This window comes from Streptomyces sp. (assembly GCF_036566765.1).
Taxonomy (GTDB): Bacteria; Actinomycetota; Actinomycetes; order Streptomycetales; family Streptomycetaceae; genus Streptomyces.
In genome coordinates this window covers 1-2,826 of record NZ_DATCVQ010000698.1, presented here as the reverse complement: position 1 = coordinate 2,826, position 2,826 = coordinate 1, and the positions used below count along the sequence as shown (strand labels likewise).

5 protein-coding genes and 1 pseudogene are annotated in these 2,826 nt (G+C 71.8%); 5 read left to right on the top strand and 1 reads right to left on the bottom strand.

Annotation, left to right across the window (positions count from 1 at the left end; translation table 11 throughout):
• A pseudogene (locus VIU94_RS40320) lies at positions 1–217 on the top strand (RNA polymerase subunit sigma-70); the annotation flags it as partial.
• Positions 218–219: 2 nt separating this feature from the next.
• Here VIU94_RS40320 and VIU94_RS40315 read toward each other — a convergent pair.
• Positions 220–648, bottom strand: a complete 429-nt coding sequence (locus tag VIU94_RS40315) for an ArsI/CadI family heavy metal resistance metalloenzyme (protein ID WP_331919890.1) — start codon at positions 646–648, stop codon at positions 220–222.
• Between the two features lie 86 nt (positions 649–734).
• Between VIU94_RS40315 and VIU94_RS40310 the strand changes: the two genes are divergently transcribed.
• The 4 genes from VIU94_RS40310 to VIU94_RS40295 form a co-directional block, all read left to right on the top strand.
• Complete coding sequence (locus VIU94_RS40310; protein ID WP_331919888.1) at positions 735–1,115, top strand: ArsR/SmtB family transcription factor; 381 nt, start codon at positions 735–737, stop codon at positions 1,113–1,115.
• Complete coding sequence (locus VIU94_RS40305) at positions 1,112–1,882, top strand: aquaporin (protein WP_331919886.1); 771 nt, start codon at positions 1,112–1,114, stop codon at positions 1,880–1,882. Before VIU94_RS40310 ends, VIU94_RS40305 begins: the two co-directional genes overlap by 4 nt.
• Positions 1,882–2,301 (top strand): arsenate reductase ArsC, encoded by a 420-nt coding sequence (locus VIU94_RS40300; RefSeq protein ID WP_331919884.1) that lies wholly within the window; start codon positions 1,882–1,884, stop codon positions 2,299–2,301. Before VIU94_RS40305 ends, VIU94_RS40300 begins: the two co-directional genes overlap by 1 nt.
• A gap of 317 nt (positions 2,302–2,618) precedes the next feature.
• Positions 2,619–2,826: PhoD-like phosphatase N-terminal domain-containing protein (locus VIU94_RS40295; RefSeq protein WP_524540669.1), on the top strand; the 208-nt coding region annotated here is incomplete at its 3' end.

The following is a 2,826-nucleotide window of genomic DNA, read 5'->3' as shown; positions in this document are numbered from 1 at the left end:
CACGGTCGCCGCCCAGGCCGCAACCTTCCGCGCCCTCGCCCCGTTCGCCCGCATCGCCCTGATCAACGGCACCGTGGGCGCGGTGGTGGTGGCCCCGACGGGCCAGCGCATCTCGATCATGGCGTTCACGGTCACGGACGGAGCCATCACGACGGTCGAGGTCGTGGCCGACCCCGACCGCCTGCGCACCATGGACCTCACGGCCCTCGGCCTCTGAGGTCACCCCCTCTGGGGCAGACCACAGCAGGCGTCCGGGGCGGTGTCGGCCTTCTCCAGGGTGGCGGCGTCGGCCTTGACGACGTAGACCTCCCACGGCTCCTTGCCGGGGCCGGTGACCCAGACCTTGTCCTGGAGGGCGTAGCAGCAGGAGGTGTCGTTCTCCTCGAAGGTCGCCAGGCCCGCGTCCTTGAGGCGGGTGGTCGCGGCGGTGACCTCGTCGGTGGAGGCGACTTCCACGCCGAGGTGGTCCAGGCGGGTGTCCTCGCCGGCCTCGCCCTCGATGAGGACGAGCTTGAGCGGGGGCTCGGCGATGGCGAAGTTGGCGTAGCCCTCGCGGAGCTTGGCCGGCTCGGCGCCGAACAGCCTGGAGTAGAAGGCGATGGAGGCTTCGAGGTCGGCGACGCGGAGGGCGAGCTGGACACGGGACATGGCGGTCTCCCATCGAACGACTTGTTTCGACGTCTGTCGATACAGTCGACCTTGCCTCCAGGATCGACGGCTGTCAATATTGAGGAATGTCGAAACAAGCTGGTCTGCCGGTGCTCGGACAAGACGACACGGCGTGCTGCACGCCGATGGTCCGCGAGCCGCTGGGCGAGGAGGCCGCGGCCGAGCTGTCGCGGATGTTCAAGGCGCTGTCGGACCCGATCCGGCTGCGGCTGCTGTCCCTGATCGCCTCCCACGAGGGCGGCGAGGCGTGCGTGTGCGACCTCATCGGCCCGTTCGACGTCTCCCAGCCGACGATCTCCCACCACCTGAAGGTGCTGCGGGAGGCCGGGCTGGTCGGCTCCGAGCGGCGTGGGACCTGGGTGTACTACTGGGTGCTGCCCGACGCCCTGGGGAAGCTGTCCTCCCTGCTCCAGATCCCCGTGGTGTCCGCGAAGGTCCCGGCGTGAGCGCGCCGGCGCCGCTGCTCCGTCGGGCAGCCGTCGAGGGGCTGGGGACGGCCGCGCTGGTCGCGGTGGTGGTCGGCTCCGGGATCCAGGCCACCGAACTGACCCGCGACGTCGGGACGCAGCTGCTGGCCAACTCCCTCGCCACCGTCTTCGGCCTCGGCGTGCTCATCGCCCTGCTCGGAGGGGTGTCGGGGGCGCACTTCAACCCGGCGGTCACCCTCGCGGCATGGTTCACCGGCCGCCGCACCGGCGATGGGCCCGCCCTGCGCGACGTCGCCGCGTACGTGCCCGCCCAGGTCGCCGGGGCGATCGCCGGCGCGGTGCTGGCCGACGCCATGTTCGGCAAGCCGCTGGTGCACTTCTCCACCCACGACCGGTGGGCCGGGCACCTGTGGCTGGCGGAGGTCGTGGCCACCGCCGGGCTGGTCTGGCTCGTCTTCGGCTTGGCCCGCGCCGGCCGCGCGCACCTGGCGCCGCTGCTGGTCGCCTCCTACATCGGCGCGGCGTACTGGTTCACCTCCTCCACCTCCTTCGCCAACCCGGCCGTCACGATCGGCCGGGCGTTCACCGACACCTTCGCCGGCATCGCCCCCGCCTCCGTGCTGCCCTTCCTCGCCGCCCAGTTGGTCGGTGCGGCCGCCGGTCTGGCCCTGGTCGCCGTCTGCTTCGGCCGCGCCGCGGGGACCGAGGCCGAGGCCGTCGTCCTGCCTGGCGGGCAGAAGTCCGCCTCCCCCGCCCGTTCCGCCGACGAAAGCGCCTTGACCTGATGGACGCCTCCACCACCCCCTCCGTGCTGTTCGTCTGCGTGCACAACGCCGGCCGCTCCCAGATGGCCGCCGCCTTCCTCACCCACCTCGGCGCGGACCGTGTCCAGGCCCGCTCCGCCGGCTCCGCCCCCGCGAGCGCCGTCAACCCCGCCGCGGTGGAGGGCATGCGGGAGGCGGGCATCGACATCTCGGCCGAGACCCCGAAGGTCCTCACTGCCGAGGCCGTGCAGTCCTCGGACGTCGTCATCACCATGGGCTGCGGCGACGCCTGCCCCTACTTCCCCGGCAAGCGCTACCTGGACTGGCAGCTCGAGGACCCGGCCGGCCAGGGCGTCGCCGCGGTCCGGCCCATCCGCGACGAGATCGAGCGGCGCATCCGCGGCCTGCTCGCCGAACTCGGCATCGAGCCCGCGGCGTGAAGGCCACCGAGACCGGCGTGCGCATCGCGCCCGTGCCATGGGCGGTGAGCGCCGTCGGCTCAGCAGAGGGCGACGCCGGGGAGGAGCGAAATCCCTTGGCGCCTGCGATGGAGCAGACCATGGTGCGGTGATGAGCACTGAAGGGGAACCGTTCGAGCATGAGGACCGGTGGGTCCTGAACCTCCGAGGCCTGTAGACGTCGGCTGTCCGGGTGGGCGCATGGGCGTCCGGAAGCAGGTGCCGGTTCAGTCCGGTCCATTCCGGGATGATTGGGACGCTCCAGCAGGTGATGCTGACGCTACTTCAGGAGGCCGCCGGTGCCGTCCACAATCGACTCTTTCTCTGCCCCTGCCAGACCCCGGCCGCCGGCGATCAGCCGACGCCGACTGCTGGTCGGTGCGGCCGTCGTCGCGGGTGCTCAGGCGTTGGGCATCCGTACCGCCCACGCGGAGCGGGTCCAGCAGGACCCGTTCAAACTCGGTGTGGCCAGCGGTGATCCGCTGCCCGACGGGGTCGTCCTGTGGA

Coding starts and splice junctions, on each gene's coding strand:
- VIU94_RS40315 (WP_331919890.1), bottom strand. CDS start 648: ATGTCCCGTGTCCAGCTCGCCCTCCGCGTCGCCGACCTCGAAGCCTCC.
- VIU94_RS40310 (WP_331919888.1), top strand. CDS start 735: ATGTCGAAACAAGCTGGTCTGCCGGTGCTCGGACAAGACGACACGGCG.
- VIU94_RS40300 (WP_331919884.1), top strand. CDS start 1,882: ATGGACGCCTCCACCACCCCCTCCGTGCTGTTCGTCTGCGTGCACAAC.